The sequence below is a fragment of the Micromonospora sp. CPCC 205539 genome, assembly GCF_036906815.1.
In the GTDB taxonomy this organism is placed as follows: Bacteria; Actinomycetota; Actinomycetes; order Mycobacteriales; family Micromonosporaceae; genus Micromonospora.
Genome location: NZ_JBAKHW010000004.1, coordinates 190,564 through 209,626 on the forward strand (window position 1 = coordinate 190,564; position 19,063 = coordinate 209,626).

Here is a 19,063-nt window from a genome sequence, read left to right on the forward strand (position 1 = left end):
ACCGGATACGGTGCGGGGAGCCGGCACGGCCGGTACGCCGGCGACGCCGGCAGCCATGCCGAGGAGACCGATCGGCACCGGCGGCCGACATGTGATGGAGGAGGCGCACCCATGACGTCCGAGGGCCCGCACCGCCCCGGCCAAGAGCCGGACGAGGTGTCACCGGGCGCCGGCGGACCGGCGCCGTACGGCGACCGCCCGGCGCAGCCGGACAACGGCTACAACGCCGACGGTCCCGACCTGGGCTGGGCACCCCCGCCGCCAGCGCGGCCAAATCCGACAGCACCGGCCTGGGCCACCCAGCCGGAGCAGCCGTCGACCACCGCCTGGGGTGCCGCGCCGCAGCCCGCCGAGCCGGCGCAGCCCTCGTGGGCTACCGGCGGTGGCGCGAGCGAGCCGCAGCAACCCGGCACCTGGCCCGGCAACGGTGGCACCCCGGATCAGGCGCAGCCTGCCCCGTGGGCCGCTCAGCAGCAGGGCTGGACGCCACCCGAGCAGGGCACCCCCTCCTGGACCCCCGCCGGGGAGCAACCCGACTGGGCGCAGACTCAGCCGGCCGCCCGGGGTGCCGCGCAGGTGCCGTCGGCCACCGCCGCCTGGCCGGCCCAGGACGACCCGGCCCGCTCCGGCGGCTGGACCACCGACTCCCCACAGGACGACCCGGCCCGCTCCGGCGGCTGGGGCGCGACGGCGCAGGCCAACTCACCTTCCGGTGACTGGCCCGGCGCGGAGTCGCAGCAGCCCGAGTCGGCGCAGGCCGCCGGCTGGGCCGCTGGCGCAGCTCAGCAGAACGACCCGGCCTCGTCCGGCGGCTGGGCGACCGGTGGCGCACCTCAGCAGAACGACCCGGCCTCGTCCGGTGGCTGGGCGACCGGTGGCGCAGCTCAGCAGAACGACCAGCCGGTGTGGACGCCGGCGGAGCAGTCCCAGTCCTGGGGCCAGGCCGCTGAGCAGGCCGAGCAGCCGGCACCCGGGTGGGGGCAGGCCGAGCCGGCCGCCGCCCGTGGCGCGGCCCAGGTGCCGGCGGCGAGCTGGACCGGCCAGGAGGACCCGGCCAGCTCCGGCGGGTGGGCCGCACAGCAGCAGGCACAGCCCGGTGGCTGGGGCGACGGTGCCGAGGCGAAGCAGGACGAGGCCGCACAGCCCACCTCCTGGGGTGGCGCTGAGGGCGGCCGCCCGCAGCAGCCGGACTGGGTGCTCCCGGCGCAGGACCAGCCGGCCGAGCCGGCGGGTTGGACGCCGCAGGAGTCGACCGGCAGCCCGGCGCGGGCCAGCGCCAGCGTGCCCGGCAGCGACGGCACGCCCGCATGGGCCGCCGCACCGGACAATGCGGCGCAGGGCAGCGGCGGCGTGCCGGCAGAAGTGCAGCCGTGGGCCGCCAGCGAGGCGTGGGGTCGTGCCGAGGCGGAATCCTCCGCGCAGCCCCGCGGCGGCTGGGAAGCCGACCGGGGCGAGGAGTCGCCGGTCTACCAGCCCGGTCCCGCACCGGGCATCTCGCCGGCCAACGCCGTTCCGCTGCCACCGCAGGAGCAGCGCGTGCCGGGTGCCAGCCTTGCCGCCGCCCCGCCGGCCGACTACGCGCCGCCGGCTCAGTATTCTCCGATCCCCGAGCAGCCCGCGTACGCCGAGCGGGAGAGCCCGGACTCCGCCACGCAGTACGAGGCGGAGCCGGCCGGTTGGGGTCGGGCCGAGGAGCCTGCGGCCGGTGCCCCGTCGGTGCCCGCCCCGCGTACCTCCCCGGAGTCCGGCGCGGGCCGCGTTGTCGTACCGATGCCGGAGGCCGAGTCGGCGGCCGGCGCGGTGGGCCGGGCCTCGGCGAGCGCGTCGGTGCCGCTGGCCAGCCGCGTGATGCCACCGACCGATCAGGCCATCCGTCCCTCCGGCGGGTCCACGGCCCAGCCCCGGGTGTACGGCCGGCCGGCCCGGTCCGAGTCGGACAACGAGCCCGAGCAGGCGGCACCAGAGGCGTTTCAGGCCGACCCTGGGCCGGCCGCCCCGGACTGGCAGACCAGCCTGGAACGCCAGGCCCAGCCGGACTGGCAGACCGGCCCCGATCGCCAGGCCCAGCCGGACTGGCAGAGCGGCCCGGAACGGCAGAGTGGCTCCGGTTGGGGCGAGTCCGCGGGCGAGCCGCGCTTCGACGACCGGCAGTCGGCCCCGAACGGGTTCGGTGAGGCGTCGCTGGCCGCGTCCGCGCCGCCGGCGTTCCCGCCCGGTGTGCCGTCGTTCGTCGACGCGCCGGGCAACAACCGGCCGGTGAACGGGGTCCGGCCGCAGGCCGGCGCCGAGCGCCCGGCCGACCCCTTCGGCGGCCCCGGTTCACCGTCCGCCGGTGCTGGCACCGTGCACGGCGCGCCGAGCTTCGGCGGCCCGGGTTTCGGCGGCGAGCCGGCCTCGGGTGGCGGTTTCCCGCCAGCCTTCCCGCCGGCGCCTCAGCAGCCCGCGCCGTCCTGGGGCCAGGAGCCCGGCGATTCGGACGAGGACCGGTTCGCCGCGTTCAAGCCGGACGCCGAGCCGAAGGTGGAGCCGCCGACGCCGAAGGTGCGCAACGGCCGGGTGCTGGCCGCGGTGCTGGTCGCCGCGGTGCTCATCCTGGCGGTGCCGCTCGGCCTGCTGATACTGCTCGGCAAGGTGGGCGACAAGGACGAGGCACCGTCCTTCGACCCGGCGGTCGGCACCTGCGTGAAGCAGTCCGGTCAGGGCGCCTCGGCGGCGGACTGCGGCGAGGCGGACGCGTTCACCGTGGTCTCCAAGGTGGACGCGAAGGACAAGTGCGCCGACGTCACCCAGCCGCACGTGGTGCTGCCCGGTGACGGCACCAACCGGGTGCTCTGCCTCAAGCCAGCCACCAAGTAGACCCGCCGTCGGCGGGGCCACGGATAACCGTGGCCCCGCCGACGTCATTGCACCCCTCCGACGGGCGGCGGGCCGGTGGTCAGGCACGATGGGGTCATGAGCGCACGAGTACGGGCCCCCGAGCTGCGCGGTCGGGGCTGGCTGAACACCGGTGGACGCGATCTCAAGCTCGCCGACCTGCGCGGCAAGATCGTCCTGGCGGATTTCTGGACCTTCTGCTGCATCAACTGCCTGCACGTGCTCGACGAGCTGCGCCCGCTGGAGGAGAAGTACGGCGACGTGCTCGTCGTGATCGGCGTGCACTCGCCGAAGTTCGAGCACGAGAAGGACGCCGACGCGCTGGCTGCGGCCGTGGAGCGGTACGGGGTGCACCACCCGGTGCTCGACGATCCCGAGCTCGACATGTGGCAGCAGTACGCGGCCCGGGCCTGGCCGACGCTCTCGGTGATCGACCCCGAGGGTTACGTGGTGGCCACGATGGCTGGCGAGGGCCACGCCGAAGGGTTGGCCCGGTTGATCGACGAGCTGATCGCCACCCATGAGGCCAAGGGCACCCTGCACCGGGGTGACGGCCCGTACGTCCCGCCACCCGCGCCGGAGACCGCGCTGCGCTTCCCGGGCAAGGCCGTACTCCTGTCGGACGGCAACCTGCTGGTCTCCGACTCGGCCCGGCAGTCCCTGGTCGAGCTGGGCCCGGACGGCGAGACGCCGGTGCGCCGGATCGGTTCGGGCGAGCGTGGTCGTGCCGACGGGCCGGCCGGTTCGGCGACCTTCTCCGAGCCGCAAGGACTCTGCCTGCTCCCCACGCACGTCGCCCAGGTGGCCGGCTACGACCTGGTGGTCGCCGACACGGTCAATCATCTGCTGCGCGGCGTACGTCTCTCCTCCGGCGAGGTGGTCACCGTGGCCGGCAGTGGCCGGCAGTGGCGTGCCGAGGTCGACGACCACGCGCACGACGCGCTCGCCGTGGACCTCTCCTCGCCGTGGGACCTGGCCTGGTACGACGACAAGCTGATCATCGCGATGGCTGGCATCCACCAGCTCTGGTGGTTTGACCCGATCAAGCGGACCGCCGGCATGTACGCCGGCACCACGGTCGAGGCGCTGCGCGACGGCCCGCTGGCCGAGGCGTGGATGGCCCAGCCGTCCGGCCTCTCCGTCTCCGCCGACGGCACCCGGCTCTGGATCGCCGACAGCGAGTCCAGCGCCGTCCGGTACGTCGAGAACGGCATCATGGGCACTGCGGTCGGGCAGGGCCTGTTCGACTTCGGTCACGTGGACGGGCCGGCGGAGTCGGCCCTGCTCCAGCACCCACTGGGGGTGTGCGCGCTGCCGGACGGCTCAGTGTTGATCGCCGACACCTACAACGGCGCGGTACGCCGCTTCGACCCGGCCACCGGTCAGGTGTCCACGGTCGCAGACGGCCTGGCCGAGCCGAGCGACCTGGTGCTCACCCCGGCCGGCGAGGTCCTGGTGGTGGAGTCCGCCGGACACCGGCTGACCCGGCTGGCCCCGGGTGCGTTGTCGGCGGCCGGTGCCAGCACGGTGGACGGCCCGCGGCACCGCACCGAGCGGAAGCCGACCGACGTGCCGGCGGGCGAGGTCATCCTGGACATCGTCTTCACCCCCGCGCCGGGGCAGAAACTGGACGACTCGTTCGGGCCGTCGACCCGGCTGGTGGTCACCGCGTCCCCGCCTGAGCTGCTGGTGGAGGGCGCCGGCACGGGCACCGAGCTGTCCCGCCGGCTGGTGGTCAACGATGACGTCACCGACGGGGTGCTCCAGGTGACCGCCCAGGCGGCGACCTGCGACGCCGACGTCGAGCACGCCGCCTGCCACCTCACCCGCCAGGACTGGGGCGTCCCGGTCCGGGTGGTCGACGGTGCCGCGTCCCGGCTTCCGCTGGTGCTGCGCGGCCTCGACGCCTAGCTCTCAGGCGAACGGGCTGAGGGGAACGCCGGCGTCGATCAGGGTCGCGCGGACAAGCTCGGTGGCGGAGACCGCGCCGGGGGTGTCCCCGTGCACGCAGATCGAGTCCACCGAGCAGGGTATGACGGTGCCGTCCACCGCCACCACGGTGCGTTCGGTGGCCATCCGTAGCGCGCGGGTGGCCACCTCGTCCGGGTCGGTGACCAACGCGCCGGTCGTGCCACGGGGCACCAAAGCCCCGTTGGGCAGGTAGCCGCGGTCGGCGAAGGCCTCGGCGACGACCGGCAGGCCCGCGCCGACGGCGAGCTGGGCGAGCATCGAGCCGGGCAGGCAGAGCACGGGCAGCTCGGGGTCGTGGCCGGTGACCGCGGCGACCACGGCCGCCGCCTGCGCCTCGTCGGTGCTGGCCGCGTGGTAGAGCGCACCGTGCGGCTTGAGGTAGCGCACCCGGGTGCGGAACAACCGGCAGAACGCGGTGAGCGCGCCCAGCTGGTAGGTCACCTCGTCGCGCAGCTCGGCGAACTCGTACGCGATGCGCCGCCGGCCGAAGCCGGCCAGGTCCCGGTAGCCGACCTGCGCGCCCACCGCGACCCCGCGTCGTGCCGCGCCCTCGCAGACCCGCCGCATCGTGGACGGGTCGCCGCCGTGGAAACCGCAGGCGACGTTGGCGGAGGTCACCAGGTCCAGCAGCGCCTCGTCGTCGCCGAGCCGCCAGATGCCGAATCCCTCGCCGAGGTCAGCGTTGAGGTCCATGGAATCTGACGGTAGTCCCTGGCCGGGCCTGCGCGAGCGGGGTCACGTCGCTGACCACTCCGATGACCGGATATCCGCCGGTGGTCGGATGGTCGGCGAGGAAGATCAGGGGTTGGCCGTCCGCCGGCACCTGCACGGCGCCGAGCACGATGCCCTCGCTGGGCAGTTCGCCGGCGACCGTGCGGGGCAGCGTCGCGCCGGCGAGCCGCGCGCCGACCCGGTTGCTCAACGGGCTGACGGTGTACGCGGTGCCGAGCAGCCGGTCGAGCGCGGTGGGCGTGAACCAGTCGTCGCGGGGGCCGAGCCGCAGCGTCAGGTGCAGCGCGGACCGGGGTGGTGGGCCGACGGTCGAATCCACCGACGGTGGCTCGCCGACCGGTACGCCGAGTGGCAACCGGTCGCCGTCGCGCAGAGGTCGTGGGCCGAGCCCGGAGAGGGTGTCGGTGGCCCGGCTGCCGAGCACCAGCGGTACGTCGATCCCGCCCGTCACTGCCAGCCAGCTCCGTACGCCATGGCGGGCCGGGCCGACCCGCAGCACCGTTCCGGCCGGCATGCTGAGGGGCCGCCCGGTGTCGCCGGGGCGCTCGCCGGCTCGGACCGCCACCTCGGCGCCGACGACCGCCACCGTGGCGGCCTTCGTCAGCCGCACCGCGCAGCCGGTCAGGGTGATCTCCAGGCCGGCGGCGTCCTCCGGGTTGCCGACCAGCCGGTTGGCCAGCCGCAGGGCAGCCGGGTCGAGGGCTCCGGACCGGGGTACGCCGAGATGGGCCCAGCCAGGCCGGCCCAGATCCTGCACGGTGGTGAGCGCGCCGGCGCGGAGCACCTCGATCTCGCCGGGGCGGGTCACGCCGCCGCCAACCGGACCCGGGTGCCCGGGGTGAGCCGAGCCGGCGGGTCGATGTGCACGTCGAAGAGGACCAGGTCGGTCCGGCCGACCAGGAGCCAGCCGCCGGGGGACGCGCCGGGGTAGATCCCGGCGTACGGGCCGGCCAGAGCTACCGAGCCGGCCGGCACCCGGGGGCGGGGGGTGGTCAACCGGGGTAGGGCCAGCTCGGCGGGCAACCCGGTCAGGTACGGGAAGCCGGGGGCGAAGCCGCAGAAGGCGACCCGGAACCGGGTGCCGGTCAGCCGGCGCAGCACGGCCGGCACGTCGACCCCCCAGTGCTCGGCGACCGCCGGCAGGTCCGGCCCGTCGAAGTCGACCGACACGACCACCTCGGCATCGCGGTCGACACTGTCGTCGCCGCCGGGGCCGGCGTCGCTGCGGCCGGCGTCGCTGCGGCCGGCGTCGCCAGCTTCGGTGACGGTGGTGGCCCAGTCGGACAGCAGGGCGGCCGTGGCGGACGGGTCGGGCAGGCCGTCGAGCAGGACGGTGCTGGCCGCCGGCACGATCTCGACGGCGGTCAGGTCGCCGTGCTCGCGACGCCGCCACAGCTCGGCCCGCCACGCTTCGACCAGGGCGCTCACGGGCAGGTCGGCTGGGGCGTCGACGTCGAGCAGCAGGGCGTGCGCCCCGACGGGTCGGATCCGCATCCGTTCATCCTCGCCGATGTCGTGCCGACGAGTGTTCACGGTGGCGGGTGCCGGGCGTCACCGGCGTGACTACTTGCAAGTAACCTACGGTGCCGTAACCTGATGGCGTGACCACCTCCGCCCCGCTTCGCCTGAAGCCGGTCGACATCGGTAAGCCCCGGATGCGCGGCTGGCTGCACACGTACGCCTTCTTCGTCGCCGTGGTCTGCGGCATCGTGCTCTGCTCGATCGCCGCCACCCGGCCGGGGTGGGCACCCCTGGTGAGCTGCGTCGTCTACAGCCTGACCGTCTGCGGGCTCTTCGGCACCAGCGCCCTGTACCACCGTCGTGTGTGGTCGGAGCGCGGCTACCAGGTGATGCGCCGGATGGACCATTCGATGATCTTCGTGTTCATCGCCGGCACGTACACGCCATTCTGCGCGCTGCTGCTCGCACCCAAGCCGGCCACCATCATGCTCGCCCTGGTCTGGGGTGGTGCGCTGGCCGGTGTGGCACTCAAGGTGGTGTGGCCGCACGCGCCGCGCTGGGTCTCCGCGCCGCTCTACCTGGCGCTCGGCTGGGTGTCGGTGGCCATGCTGCCGGAGATCCTGCACGGCGGCGGTGTCGCGGCGCTGGTGCTGCTGATCGTCGGCGGCGCCATCTACAGCGTCGGCGCGGTCTTCTACGCACTCCGCCGGCCCAATCCGTGGCCGACCGTCTTCGGTCACCACGAGTTCTTCCACGCCTGCACCCTGCTGGCCGCGCTCTGCCACCACATCGCGATCTACTTCGCCCTGTTCGCCTGACCTCAGGGCACACGCGAGCCGGGGCCCCGCGACGCTGCGGGACCCCGGAGTGCGCGAGCGAGGATCAGACCGGCCGGCCGGGCCGGCGCACCTCGCGGTACTCCCGCATCACCTGGTCGTCCTGGACCGGCACCACGCGGTCGGTCACCACACGGTCCTCGCGGACCGGCGCGGCGGTGACCACCGTGCGACGGCGGCTGCTCCAGAAGTAGAGGGTGGTGAGCAGACCGGCGACACCGGCCAGCATCAGCACCCAGCCGACCACGGCAAGGTTCAGCCAGCCCAGGTCGGCCTCCACGGCGAATGCGAAGATCGCGCCAAGCGCGATCAGGAAAATGCTTCCTCCGATGCCCATGTCTCGCTCCTCGGCTCAAACCTGGTGGATGTCCCGCCGCGGTCGTCGATAAGGGGGTGCGGCATCCATCGACATACCCCGGCACAGAGATCGCCAATCGGGCAAGCTGGGGGCATGACGGACGCCACTGCCGAGACACGGACCCTGGTGCTGCTCCGGCACGCGAAGGCCGAGCAGGGCGGCGAGGGGACGGACGACGCCGACCGGACGCTCAGCATCCGCGGGCACGCCGACGCTGCGGCGGCCGGTGCCTGGCTGGCCCACCACGATCTGCTGCCCGACGTGGTCATCTGCTCGACGGCGCGACGCACCCGGCAGACCTGGCACGGGGTGGCGATGGGGATGACCGGCGCGCCGCCGGAGGGCGGGCCGGCCGGTCCCCGCCCGAGCGTGCGCTACGAGCCCAGCGCGTACGACGCCCACCCCGAGGAGTTGCTGGCGCTGGTCCGCACGGTCGATCCCACGGCCCGAACGGTGCTACTGATCGCCCACAACCCCGGCATCTCGCTGCTTTCCGCGCTGCTCGACCCGGAGGGGACAGACGAAAAGGGACTACGCACCACCGAGCTGGCGGTGCACCGCGGCGCGCTCGGCTGGGCGGAGTTCGACCGGGGCCGGGCGCTGATCACCGCACGGCACACCGCACGCGACTGAGCCACCCGTCGTGGTCGACGGGTGGCTCGGTCGTACGTGGCTCGGTCGTACCTGGCTCGGTGGTACGTGGCTCAGGAGGGTGGCGCGGTCGGTGGCGGCGGATCGGGTGGCGGCGGCATCATCGCGGTCGGGTGGGAAAGCCGGTTCTCCTCCACGATGAGGGTCCGTGCCCGCTTACGCCGGTCCTGCCAGAACCAGAGCGTGGTCAGCAGTACGGCCAGCCCGGCCAGGATGAACACCCAGCCGACCGCCCGCACGTCTATCCACCAGATATTGGCTCGTAGCGCGAAGGTCAGGATTGCACCGATCGCGATGAGAAAGATGCCGCTTCCTACACCCATGTGCGCTGCACTCCCCCGTGCGGTGGCTCTGGGCGTTCTCTGTCGTGGACACGCGACGGTTACCCGCCACGCCGTCCGCCTACCCGAACGGGCTCGCTCAATGCGGTGCCGGCGACCGTACCCGCTTCACGAGACTGACCCTGTCCTCGCGCCACCTTTGCTCTGCTTCAACCCACGCAACACTTTCCGGCCGTAACTGTTGCGTCCGTTGAAGCAGAGCAAAGGTCCCATGAGGGCTGCGGACCGGGACGACGCGTGGCCCGGCTTGGCACGCCCACCCCCGAGCCGTGGCAGGAGGCACCGAACCCCGAATACGGCGGCGGCCGGCGAGGGCAATTGCCCCCGCCGGCCGTCGTGTCGGTGCCGGGTGGTGCGGACCCGGAACCTTCAAGGCCGCTGTGGAACGATCAGAAGGCCTCCTCCGGGAGGTCCATGATGTCGAGGTCGGCACCCTCGATGATTCGCCGGTCCGCGCCGATGCGCGGCAGCACCTCACGGGCGAAGAACCGGGCAGCGGCCACCTTGCCGGTGTAGAAGGCCTTGTCCGTGGTGGAAACCTCGCCGGCCAGCGCCTTCAACGCCACGTCGGCCTGCTTCTGCAGCAGCCAGCCGACCACGAGGTCGCCGATGGCCAGCAGGAACCGTCGGCTGCTCAGCCCGACCTTGTAGAGCGCGCGGGTGTCGCCGCCCTGCGCCTCACCCAGCCAGCCGGTCAGCACCCCGAGGATGTTCTGGATCTCGCCAAGCGCCTTGCCGAGCGCCTGCCGCTCCTCCTTGAGCTGGCCGTTGCCCGCCTCGGAGGAGATGAATTCCTGGATCTCGCCAGCGACCGCCATCAGGGCCTTGCCGTTGTCCCGGACGATCTTGCGGAAGATCAGGTCCAGGCTCTGGATGGCAGTGGTGCCCTCGTAGAGGGTGTCGATCTTGGCGTCCCGGACGTACTGCTCCAGCGGGTAGTCCTGGAGGAAACCAGAGCCACCGAAGGTCTGCAGCGCCTCGTGCCCGAGCAGTTCGTACGCCCGCTCCGACCCGACGCCCTTGACCAGCGGCAGCAGCAGGTCGTTGACCCGCTTGGCCAGCTTGGTCGCCTGCTCGTCACCGGCGGCCTCGGCGATGGCGACCTTGTCCTGCCAGGTGGCGGTGTAGAGCACCAGGGCACGCAGACCCTCGGCGTACGACTTCTGCAGCAGCAGCGAGCGGCGCACATCCGGGTGGTGGGTGATGGTGACCCGCGGCGCGGTCTTGTCCGCCTGCTGGATCAGGTCGGCACCCTGCACCCGGTTCTTCGCGTACTCCAGGGCGTTGAGGTAGCCGGTGGAGAGCGTGGCGATCGCCTTGGTGCCGACCATCATCCGGGCGTACTCGATGATCATGAACATCTGGCGGATGCCGTCGTGCTTGTCGCCCAGCAGCCAACCCTTGGCCGGTACGCCGTGCTCGCCGAAGGTCACCTCGCAGGTGTTGGAGACCTTCAGACCCATCTTGTGCTCGACGTTGGTGGCGTAGACGCCGTTGCGCTCGCCCAGCTCGCCGGTGTTCTCGTCGAAGTGGTACTTCGGCACCACGAAGAGAGACAGACCCTTGGTGCCGGCACCGCCGACACCCTCGACACCCACCGGGCGAGCCAGCACGTAGTGCACGATGTTGTCGCTCAGGTCGTGCTCACCCGAGGTGATGAAGCGCTTGACGCCCTCGATGTGCCACGTGCCGTCGGGCTGCTGGATGGCCCGGGTGCGGCCGGCGCCCACGTCCGAGCCGGCGTCCGGCTCGGTGAGCACCATCGTGGAGCCCCACTGCTTGTCGATGAAGAGCTTGGCCCACTTGCGCTGCTGCTCGTTGCCCTCGACGTGCAGCACGTGCGCGAAGGACGGGCCGGAGGCGTACATCCAGACCGGGGCGTTCGAGCCGAGCACCAACTCGGCGAGGGCCCACCAGAGAGCGCGCGGAGCGTTGGTGCCGCCCAGCGCGGGCGGCAGGTCGAGCCGCCAGAACTCGGAGTCCATGAAGGCCTGGTACGACTTCTTGAAGGACTCCGGCAGCGGCGCGGTGTGCGTGGCCGGGTCGAAGACCGGCGGGTTACGGTCGCTGTCCGTGTAGCTGGCGGCCAGGTCCTCACGGGCGAGGCGGTCGACCTCCGCGAGGAAGCTGCGGGCGGTGTCGGTGTCGAGATCCGAGTACGGCTCCTGGCCGAACGCCCGGTCCGCCCCGAAGACCTCGAACAGGTTGAACTCGAGGTCCCGGAGGTTGCTCTTGTAGTGGGTCATGCTCGCTGGCCCCGCTTCCGGACAGGTGTTACCGATCAGTAACCCCGACTGTATTACTCGCGGGTAGGCACCGACAAGCCGATCGAGCAAGTGACGGCGATTACACACACGCCCGTAACAAAGCCGGGCCCGATCGGTCAGCTCTCGGTCGCGCCGACCTCCCAGCTCGGCACGGCCGTCGTCACACCGGTCCGCGCGCCCACGTACTCCATCAGGACCAGCGCGATGTCGTCGTCGAGCCGGCCGTGCACCCACTCGACCAGGGCCGTCTCCAGCGAGGCCAGCCCGTCCGCTACCGTGCCGTGGCCGAGCAGCCGCCAGGCCCGGTCGGCGGTCGGGAAGAACTCGCCGTCCCGTCGGGCCTCGCCGAGGCCGTCGGTGAACAACAGGAGCCGATCGCCAGGCTCCAGGCGCTCGACCCGGGGGCGGACCACCGGCATGAACCCCAGCGGGGGCGCCGGCGCCGGCGGCTCCAGCGGGATCACCGCACCCCGCCGCAGCAGCAGCGGTGGCGGATGCCCGCAGTTGACGATGGTGAGCGTGCCGCCGCGCTCCTCCACGAGCGCTGCGGTCACGAAGTCCTCGTCACCGACGTTGCGGGCCACCGCGCGGTCCAGGTCGGCGACGATGGCGCGCAGGTCAGCCCGCTCGTACGCGACATGGCGGTAGGAACCGAGGACGATGCTGGCCAGGCGCACCGCGTCCAGGCCCTTGCCACGTACGTCTCCGATGATCATGCGCACCCCGTAGGGCGTGTCGATCGCCTCGTACAGATCACCGCCGATCTCGGCCGTCGCGGTGGAGGAGATGTAGCGGCCGGCCACCGAGAGCGTGCCGACCTGCGGGCCGAGCGGACGCAGCACCGCCTGCTGAGCCACCGCGGCGAGCTTGGACAGCTCGGCGATCTGCTCGGCCTGCCGCTGCCGCACGAACGCCACGGCCGCCGCCAGCCCGGTGGCGAGCGCGATCCCGGCCACGTTGACCGAGGTGACCAGCGACATCTCCGGCTCGGCCAGCGCGAACCCGGCCCCGAGCAGGGTCGCCGCGGCACCCACTCCCAGCACCATCCGCCAGGACGCCAGGGCGGCGGCCAGGAACGGGGCGGCCACCATCAGCGCGACGTAGTGCGCCACCCGCCCGTCCGCCAGCTCCACCGCCGAGATGATCGCGAGCAGGACGAGGGCCGCGCCGAGGCCGGCGCGGGATCCGGGGCTCAGCGGGCGGTAGCCCGACTGGAGGAGTCGCGTGGGTACGAGGGACAGCATGCCTGATCCACGTGAACCGGTGAATGAACCTGGCCCGTCGTCTGAGGAGGTTCTGTCCGGCCGGTCCGGGTATCTGGCCGATTCGTCGGGGCTGGCCCCGCTCAGCCGAGTACCTCGTACTTGACTGTGAGCGCGCCCACGTCGACCGAGGCGATGGTGGCGAACGCGGCGCGGGACAGGTCCAGGCACCGACCGTCGATGAACGGGCCGCGGTCGTTGATCCGCACCACGACCGACTTACCGGTGGCCGGGTTGGTCACCCGGACCTTGGTGTTGAACGGCAGCGTCTTGTGCGCCGCCGTCAGGTCGTTCGGGTTGAACGCCTCACCGTTGGCGGTCTGCTGCCCGTCCGAGTAGAAGGAGGCGCCGCACGACCCGCTGTCCAGGACCTTCGGCCCCGAGGTGGTCTTCTTCGCGGTCGGCTTGGGCTTCGGCGCGGCGGTGCGGGCCTTGCTACGCGAAGCGGCCTGCGGCGACCGGCTCAGCAACGGGCTGGCCGTCACGCTCGGCGAAGGGCTGGCGCTGCTCGGAACGGCGGCCGGAGAGCTGGCGGCGAGGTCGGTGGGGGCGGTCGTCGGGACGAACTCGATGGCGGCCTGCCGCGACGGCGCGGAGCCCGAGGTCAGCTGCACGGCGCCCACGGTGCCCCCGACGGCGATGGCCACGCCGACCGCCGCAGCGGCCGCGATGCCCGCCGGAGAGGAGAAGATGCGGGTACGGGTATGCCTACCAACCACGGGCCCGGTCCTTTCGTCGACTGAACAAACCGGATCGGACCGTAACGAGAGAAGCACTTCCGAAGTCAACGTGATCATTGTGGTATGCCCGTATTTGCACTGGTACGTGTAGCCGATCATCCGAGGCCGGGTCAGCCGGCCGGCCCAGGCGCCGCTGCGGCGGACGGGCGTGCCGCAGGATGGACGGATGCCCGCTGAGCTGAGCGAACGCCTCGCCACCCTGTTCCGGTGGATCGACCCCGGGCCAGGCGCCAGCCACCTGGTCAGCGACATCTCCGGCTGGTGGCGGGACCCGGCCGTGCTGGCCGAGCTCGGGCCGGCCCTGGTGGCGCCGTACCGGGCCGCCCGGCCGACCGTGGTGCTCGCCCCGGCGGTCACCGGGCTGCTGCTCGGACCACTGGCCGCCGCCGCCCTCGGGGTCGGTTTCGTGGCCGCACACAAGCCGGGCGACGGGCGACTGCCCGCCGGACCGCTCACCTGGGCGCGGAGCCCGCTCGACTACCGCGGCCGGCAGGTCGACCTGGCCGTGCGCGACCGGCACCTCGGCCCCGGCGACCGGGTCCTGGTCGTCGACGACTGGGTACGCACCGGGGCGCAGATCCACGCCCTCTACGACATCTGCGCGGCGCGGGGCGCCGAGGTTCTGGGTACCGCGGTGATAGCCGTCGACTGCCCGCCCGAGGTGGCGACCGAGCTGCGGATCACCGGCCTGGTGACCGGAGCGGACCTGACGGGTTGACCTCAACCTCGGTTCACCTCCGACGATCGACGGATGAGCGACGGAATCCTGGACGAAGCGTACGAACGACTGCACCACACCGGGCCCGAATACCACGGTTGGCTGTCCAACCACGGCCCCATGGCCGTCGAGGCGCTGGCCCGGCACGGGCACCAGCAGCGGGTGCACCGCTGGCTCGACGACTACCTCGGTCGGCTCGACGAGCTGCCTCGGGGGCTGCGCCCGATCGACGACTGGCGGGCCGCGCTGGGCGACGCGAAGCGGGCCGGTGACTGGCTGGCGTACTTCGATCGACAACTGCGCGAGCACGCGTGGCGGGACGTGCTGAACGTCTGGTGGCCCCGGCTGCTGCCGGGCATCGCCGCTGGCGCGACCCACGGTGTGATCCGCGTCGGGCACGCCGTACGGGCACTCGAACCGGCCGACGGGAGCCCGCAGCGGCTCACCGAACTGGGTCAGGCCCTCGGCTACTGGGCCGCTCGATGGCAGCCCGTCCCCGGCACCGAACGGCTCCTCGACCTCACGCACGTACCGACGGGAGCGGACCTGCCGGCCGGGGTGGACGTGGTCACGGCACTGGCCGGGGTGCCCCGGATCGACGACCAGTCCGGTGGCATCCGGGATCGGTTCGGGCGGCTGCCGGGCGTACCCCGATGGGAGCAGGCGCTGGCGGCGCTACGCCCCGCGCGGACCCCGGCCGAGGCGGAGCGAGGACTCGGCTCGCTGGTCCACCGGGCCGGCCTGGACTACCTACGCTTCGGGCACGCCGAGCCGGTCATGCTGGTGCACGCGGTCACCGCACCGACCGCGGTGCTGCGTACCCTGCCGGCCCTTGATCGGGCGCTCTGGGCGCCGAGCCTCACCGCGGCCTGGGCCGCGACGGCGGCCGTGACCTCGGTGTACGCCCCGACGCACGAGGTCGCACCGCCGACCGTGCCGGCCGCGACCCCGGCGGAGGTCTTCGCCCGGGCTGCCCGCCACGGCGACGCGCACGTGGTCAAGCTGGCCGACGCGGTGCTCGACGCCCACAGGGCCACCGGCGATGACCGGCTGCTCGCCGCCGCCGGCTACGCCGGTCAACTGATCTGAACGAACTCCTCGGGCGTTTCCGGCGGGCCGATATTTTTCGGCGGCGGCGCGGGCCGCACTGGCCTAGCCTCGGCAGGATGTGGCCTCGGATCGGTGAACTGCGCACGCTCGCCCTCGGCACTCCCGGCGAGCTGCGGGCAACCCTGAACACCCTGGTGCTGGCCGGAGTGAAGACCGCGACGGCCGGGCGGCTCGCCGAGTACGCGGAAGAGGGCGAGGAGTTGGAGCGGGTCGGCGAACGGCTGGTCCTGGTCGACGACGACAACGCGTTGGCCGGCGTCGTGGAGATCACGGGCGTCGAGGTGGTGCGCTTCGCCGACGTGCCATGGGACTTCGCCCGCGCCGAGGGCGAGGGTGACCGCTCGATCGAGGAGTGGCGCGCCGGCCACTCGGCCTACTGGGCGCGGCTCGGCACCCCGGTCGACGGCGACACTCCGATCGTCTGCCTACGCCTGCGGCTGGTCTCCGGCGGCGAGGGCGGCGTGGCCAGCGGGGACCTCGGCACCTGACCCCCTGCGGTGCGGCCTCAGCCCTTGCCGTACGGCCTCAGCCTTCGCCGTGCGGCCTCAGCCTTCGCCGTGCGGTTTCAGCCGCGCAGCTCGGGCAGCAGCCGGGTCGCGACGTCTTCCAGGACGGCCTCGTCGCCGGCGTACCAGCTGCTGGCGCGAGGCCAGTGCGTCACGACATCGGTGAAGCCGAGGCCCGCGGCCCGGCCGACCTGGTCGGCGAAGAACTGCGCGCTGCTGAGCGAGAAGACCGGCGCCGAGTCCAGAGACAGGTAGCGGTCCAGGGTGGCCGGGTCACGGCCGGCCTCATCCAGCGTCCGGTCCAGCCGCGCGGACAGCGCGGTGACGCTGTCCCACCAGTTCTCCAGGTCGTCATCGTCGCCGGTGCCGGTGGTCACCCAGCCCTGGCCGAACCGGGCCACCAGCCGCATCGACCGCGGCCCGTTGGCCGCCACCACGAACGGCACCCGGGGCTGCTGCACGGAGCCGGGATTGTTGCGGGCGTCCACCGCGGCGAACCAGTCACCGCGCCAGGTGGTGCCGTCCTCCCGCAGGATCAGATCCAGCAGCTCGGTGAACTCGGCGAACCGGTCGACCCGCTGACGCGGCGGCAGCGTCTCGCCACCCAGCACCGCCGAGTCGAAACCGATGCCACCCGCGCCCAGGCCGAGCAGCAGTCGGCCACCGGAGACGTCGTCCACCGTGGTGACCTGCCGGGCGAACGCGGCCGGGTGCCGGAAGTTCGGCGACGCCACCAGCGTGCCCAACCGGATGCGGGAGGTCACCGTGGCGGCGGCGGTCAGCGTGCTCATCGAGTCGAACCACGGGCCGTCCACCAGGTCCCGCCAGCCCAGGTGGTCGTACGTCCAGGCGTGGTCGAAGCCCCACTCGTCGGCCTGCCGCCAACGACGCTGCGACTCCGCCCAGCGCTGGTCCGGCAGGATCACGATGCCAATCCGCATGATCGCCAGCCTAGCGGCGCCGCGCCCGCCACTCGACGGGTCGCTGACGGCGTGCCTGAGGTTCGGTCACGACATGGCGAGTGGGAGCCCTGCCCGATCCTGGATGTGGGGCGGTTCGGGGCATGGGAGGCAGGCCACTGCGTCCAGGATGAAGCACGGTCTCGCCATCGACCGGGCCGGACGAGGGCCCTAGCATCGCGGTGATGCAGCGGATCAATGTGATGGTGCGACCGGCGAGCGTGGCGGATCTGCCGGCACTGGTGGAATTGCGCCTGGCCAACGCCCAGGCGCACATCGCCCTCGATCCCGGCGTCTACCGTGTGCCGCGACACGACGCGGTCGTCCACCACTTCACGACCGTGTTGACCGACCAGGCCGATCACGCTGGCCAGCTCGGCGGGGACGTGGTGCTCGTCGCGGAGCATGCTGGCCAGGTCGTCGGCATGGTCGAGGTGTTGCGACTACCCGACCCGCCGGCACACCAGATCGTGCGCCCGGTGCCGTCAGCACAGATCCACACGGTGGTGCTGGACACCGCTCGAGGGCTGGGCGTCGGCACGGCGCTGCTCGACGCGGCCCATCGGTGGGCGGCTGAGCAGGGAGTCACGAGCATCTCGGCGGGCATCCACCACCGCAACGACGGTGCCGTGCGCTTCTATCGCCGCCACGGCTACGCCCCCGCCGGCACGTTGCTCAAGAGGTCGGTCGTGGGCTAGCTCGCGCAGCGGAACGGACAGGCTTCGCGGGGGCACCAGCAGAGCCGATTCTTCGCTACCGTTCGGCCGTGGATCTCCAAGCGCGACGGACCGACATGGTGAGAACGTTCGGCACCCTCTCGCTGGTGGCGGGCTTCATCATCACGCTGCTCAGCCTCACGTCCGGCTACGAGGGGCTGAAACCGCACATCCTCGCCGCCTTCCTCATTCTGACCGGCCTCGGTCTGCGGATCGAGGCGGCGATCACGGACCGCAAGTTCTAGTCCTGAGCGGGCGAGCCCACCCGCACAGGTGTCGGTATCGGCGGACGGGTTCGACGCCGGTCCTCGGTTCAGCGGCGACGGCGACTGGATGGATTCGGCCGAGAGCGCCGGATTCCTCCGGGTCACCCGCTGGGCGACCGACGCGTTCGCGTGGCGCGAGCGGCAGGGCTTCGCCGGCGGGGAGCAGGACGCCAACTCGGAGGTGGTCGCCGAGTCGTTCGGGGCCGCTGGCGCGTACGTGATGGGTCGGCGGATGGCCGACGGCGGCGAGGTGCCCTGGGGTGAGGAGCCGCCGTTCCGCGCGCCGGTCTTCGTCGTCACCCATCGCGCCCCTGAGCCTCTGCTGCGCGGGGGTGGCACCAGCTTCACCTACGTCACCGACGGCGTGGAGAGCGCCGTCGAGCAGGCACGCGCCGCCGCCGGGGGCAAGGACGTCGCCGTGGCCGGAGGCGGCAGCCTGGTACGCCAGGTCCGCTGACCATGGGCGGTCGCGTGCAGGGGCGTTGCAAGCGCATTGCAGGCCCGGGGCGAGACGGTGGTCTGGGGCGGAGCGCCGCGATGGGGATGGCAGGCGCGCGCTCCGGCACGTCTCGGGCGGTCCGCATTCACAGGGCCGCCCGGGGCGGCGACGGCGAGGCTGCCGCGTCCAACCCGGCCATCCACCGAAGGAGATCCGTGAAGAGAACCATCCCTATCGCCCAGGTCGCGACCCTCGCCGCCGTCACGGGCACCTGCCGCGCCTACAGACGGGAGAGCACCAGCAGCCGGTTGCCGTCCGGGTCCCTGAGCCGGGCGGACCGCTCACCCCAGGGCTGGTCAGCCGGCTCCTCGGTGACTGATGCGCCACTCGCCCGCAGGGTCTCCACGGCCGCATCGCAGTCATTGGCGTAGACGCACAGCTCCCAGCGGTGTGCCAGGGGCTGGCTACCGGCTTCCGGGTCGGCGGCCAGGCCCAATTCGCTGTTGCCCAGCCGGAGTGCCACGAACTCCGGAGCGCCCTCAGCCGGGAATCGGTAGATCAGCTCGAAGCCGAGGACGTCCTGATAGAACGCGATCAGCCGTGGCAGGTCGGGCGTAGTCACGATGGGAAAGGCTTCGGTGAACACGGCACCACCTCCAGAAACAAGCTCTGTCGAATAGGTGGCCTACGTTGTCCGTCATGGGACCGTCAACCCCGGAGGACGAATCAACTATCTATTACCGACGGGTACGGCCTCGACGCACTGCCCACACCCCACCAACGATCGCCACCACCGTTGGCAGGAGGCAGCAGAGCGTCAGGACGAACAGATGCCATGGCTTGATTGCTCCCATGG

General features: G+C 72.5%; 20 protein-coding genes. 10 read left to right on the top strand and 10 right to left on the bottom strand.

The features are described from left to right. Positions 1-111: 111 nt before the first annotated feature. Together V6V47_RS05230 and V6V47_RS05235 are read left to right on the top strand one after the other, a co-directional pair. On the top strand, positions 112-2,856 hold the full coding sequence (locus V6V47_RS05230; protein WP_334626811.1) for an LppU/SCO3897 family protein: 2,745 nt from the start codon (positions 112-114) through the stop codon (positions 2,854-2,856). Positions 2,857-2,952: 96 nt separating this feature from the next. After that, positions 2,953-4,785 carry an NHL domain-containing thioredoxin family protein gene (locus V6V47_RS05235; protein WP_334626812.1) on the top strand — a complete coding sequence of 611 codons (1,833 nt, stop codon included), beginning with the start codon at positions 2,953-2,955 and terminating at the stop codon, positions 4,783-4,785. Between the two features lie 3 nt (positions 4,786-4,788). Here the strand turns inward: V6V47_RS05235 and V6V47_RS05240 are convergent, their stop codons facing one another. The 3 genes from V6V47_RS05240 to V6V47_RS05250 are packed head-to-tail and all read right to left on the bottom strand — an operon-like array spanning position 4,789 to position 7,071. After that, positions 4,789-5,538, bottom strand: a complete 750-nt coding sequence (locus V6V47_RS05240) for a LamB/YcsF family protein (protein ID WP_334626813.1) — start codon at positions 5,536-5,538, stop codon at positions 4,789-4,791. Then, a complete protein-coding gene (locus V6V47_RS05245; protein ID WP_442934191.1) occupies positions 5,522-6,484 on the bottom strand; it encodes a biotin-dependent carboxyltransferase family protein in 963 nt (320 codons plus the stop codon). The genes V6V47_RS05240 and V6V47_RS05245 overlap by 17 nt, the downstream gene beginning before the upstream one ends. Beyond that, positions 6,382-7,071 (bottom strand): 5-oxoprolinase subunit B family protein, encoded by a 690-nt coding sequence (locus tag V6V47_RS05250; protein WP_334626815.1) that lies wholly within the window; start codon positions 7,069-7,071, stop codon positions 6,382-6,384. The genes V6V47_RS05245 and V6V47_RS05250 overlap by 103 nt, the downstream gene beginning before the upstream one ends. Positions 7,072-7,178: 107 nt before the next feature. Here V6V47_RS05250 and trhA point away from each other — a divergent pair, with 107 nt between their 5' ends. Continuing rightward, positions 7,179-7,856 carry a PAQR family membrane homeostasis protein TrhA gene (trhA, locus tag V6V47_RS05255; RefSeq protein WP_334626816.1) on the top strand — a complete coding sequence of 226 codons (678 nt, stop codon included), beginning with the start codon at positions 7,179-7,181 and terminating at the stop codon, positions 7,854-7,856. A gap of 64 nt (positions 7,857-7,920) precedes the next feature. Here trhA and V6V47_RS05260 read toward each other — a convergent pair whose 3' ends face one another. Next, complete coding sequence (locus V6V47_RS05260) at positions 7,921-8,211, bottom strand: DUF6458 family protein (RefSeq protein WP_334626817.1); 291 nt, start codon at positions 8,209-8,211, stop codon at positions 7,921-7,923. Between the two features lie 114 nt (positions 8,212-8,325). Here V6V47_RS05260 and V6V47_RS05265 point away from each other — a divergent pair, with 114 nt between their 5' ends. Beyond that, positions 8,326-8,865, top strand: coding sequence for a SixA phosphatase family protein (locus tag V6V47_RS05265; protein ID WP_334626818.1), 540 nt, complete (start codon positions 8,326-8,328; stop codon positions 8,863-8,865). A 71-nt stretch (positions 8,866-8,936) separates the two neighbouring features. On the opposite strand, the gene V6V47_RS05270 is transcribed toward V6V47_RS05265, so the two are convergent. From V6V47_RS05270 to V6V47_RS05285, 4 genes are all read right to left on the bottom strand, one after another. Then, positions 8,937-9,206 (bottom strand): DUF6458 family protein, encoded by a 270-nt coding sequence (locus V6V47_RS05270; RefSeq protein ID WP_334626819.1) that lies wholly within the window; start codon positions 9,204-9,206, stop codon positions 8,937-8,939. Positions 9,207-9,613: 407 nt separating this feature from the next. Beyond that, the gene (locus tag V6V47_RS05275) at positions 9,614-11,470 is read right to left on the bottom strand and encodes an acyl-CoA dehydrogenase (protein WP_334626820.1); all 1,857 of its coding nucleotides are present in this window, start codon (positions 11,468-11,470) and stop codon (positions 9,614-9,616) included. A 137-nt stretch (positions 11,471-11,607) separates the two neighbouring features. Beyond that, positions 11,608-12,735 carry a PP2C family protein-serine/threonine phosphatase gene (locus V6V47_RS05280; protein WP_334626821.1) on the bottom strand — a complete coding sequence of 376 codons (1,128 nt, stop codon included), beginning with the start codon at positions 12,733-12,735 and terminating at the stop codon, positions 11,608-11,610. Between the two features lie 101 nt (positions 12,736-12,836). Next, positions 12,837-13,472, bottom strand: coding sequence for a septal ring lytic transglycosylase RlpA family protein (locus V6V47_RS05285; protein ID WP_334626822.1), 636 nt, complete (start codon positions 13,470-13,472; stop codon positions 12,837-12,839). Positions 13,473-13,659: 187 nt separating this feature from the next. Between V6V47_RS05285 and V6V47_RS05290 the strand changes: the two genes are divergently transcribed. From V6V47_RS05290 to V6V47_RS05300, 3 genes are all read left to right on the top strand, one after another. Further along, entirely contained in the window at positions 13,660-14,211 is a 552-nt protein-coding gene (locus tag V6V47_RS05290; protein ID WP_334626823.1) for a phosphoribosyltransferase family protein, read from the top strand. Between the two features lie 33 nt (positions 14,212-14,244). After that, on the top strand, positions 14,245-15,300 hold the full coding sequence (locus V6V47_RS05295) for a questin oxidase family protein (RefSeq protein WP_334626824.1): 1,056 nt from the start codon (positions 14,245-14,247) through the stop codon (positions 15,298-15,300). Positions 15,301-15,377: 77 nt separating this feature from the next. Further along, positions 15,378-15,809 carry an ASCH domain-containing protein gene (locus V6V47_RS05300; RefSeq protein ID WP_334626825.1) on the top strand — a complete coding sequence of 144 codons (432 nt, stop codon included), beginning with the start codon at positions 15,378-15,380 and terminating at the stop codon, positions 15,807-15,809. Between the two features lie 77 nt (positions 15,810-15,886). Here the strand turns inward: V6V47_RS05300 and V6V47_RS05305 are convergent, their stop codons facing one another. Further along, positions 15,887-16,768 (bottom strand): LLM class flavin-dependent oxidoreductase, encoded by an 882-nt coding sequence (locus V6V47_RS05305; RefSeq protein ID WP_334626826.1) that lies wholly within the window; start codon positions 16,766-16,768, stop codon positions 15,887-15,889. A 203-nt stretch (positions 16,769-16,971) separates the two neighbouring features. On the opposite strand from V6V47_RS05305, the gene V6V47_RS05310 reads away from it, so the two are divergent. The 3 genes from V6V47_RS05310 (at position 16,972) to V6V47_RS05320 (ending at position 18,225) form a co-directional block, all read left to right on the top strand. After that, positions 16,972-17,484, top strand: a complete 513-nt coding sequence (locus tag V6V47_RS05310; protein ID WP_334626827.1) for a GNAT family N-acetyltransferase — start codon at positions 16,972-16,974, stop codon at positions 17,482-17,484. Between the two features lie 68 nt (positions 17,485-17,552). Next, positions 17,553-17,747, top strand: coding sequence for a hypothetical protein (locus V6V47_RS05315; protein ID WP_334626829.1), 195 nt, complete (start codon positions 17,553-17,555; stop codon positions 17,745-17,747). Between the two features lie 28 nt (positions 17,748-17,775). Continuing rightward, positions 17,776-18,225 carry a dihydrofolate reductase family protein gene (locus V6V47_RS05320; RefSeq protein ID WP_334626831.1) on the top strand — a complete coding sequence of 150 codons (450 nt, stop codon included), beginning with the start codon at positions 17,776-17,778 and terminating at the stop codon, positions 18,223-18,225. 262 nt (positions 18,226-18,487) lie between these two features. Here the strand turns inward: V6V47_RS05320 and V6V47_RS05325 are convergent, their stop codons facing one another. Further along, on the bottom strand, positions 18,488-18,829 hold the full coding sequence (locus tag V6V47_RS05325) for a VOC family protein (RefSeq protein ID WP_334626832.1): 342 nt from the start codon (positions 18,827-18,829) through the stop codon (positions 18,488-18,490). Between the last annotated feature and the right edge of the window lie 234 nt (positions 18,830-19,063).